General features: G+C 61.5%; 1 pseudogene (only partly in view). It reads right to left on the bottom strand.

Annotated elements, in window-relative coordinates:
• Nucleotides 1-312: pseudogene (gene tuf, locus GEV06_04450) on the bottom strand (elongation factor Tu); it runs 263 nt beyond the window's last position.

The following is a 312-nucleotide window of genomic DNA, read 5'->3' as shown; positions in this document are numbered from 1 at the left end:
CCCCGAGATCGAGAACACATCCTCAATCGGCATCAGAAACGGCTTCTCGATCTCTCGCTGCGGCACCGGAATATACGTGTCCACCGCCTCCATCAACTTCAGCACCGCCTCTTCCCAGGTCGCGTCCCCTTCCAGCGCCTTCAGCGCCGACACCCGCACCACCGGAATGTCATCCCCCGGAAACCCGTAGTGGCTCAGCAGCTCCCGCACCTCCAGCTCCACCAGATCCAGCAGCTCCGCGTCATCCACCGCATCCACTTTGTTCAGCGCCACCACCAAATACGGCACCCCAACCTGCCGCGCCAACAAAAT

This window comes from Luteitalea sp. (assembly GCA_009377605.1).
Taxonomy (GTDB): domain Bacteria; phylum Acidobacteriota; class Vicinamibacteria; order Vicinamibacterales; family Vicinamibacteraceae; genus WHTT01.
This window is presented reverse-complemented; position numbering and strand designations above follow the sequence as displayed.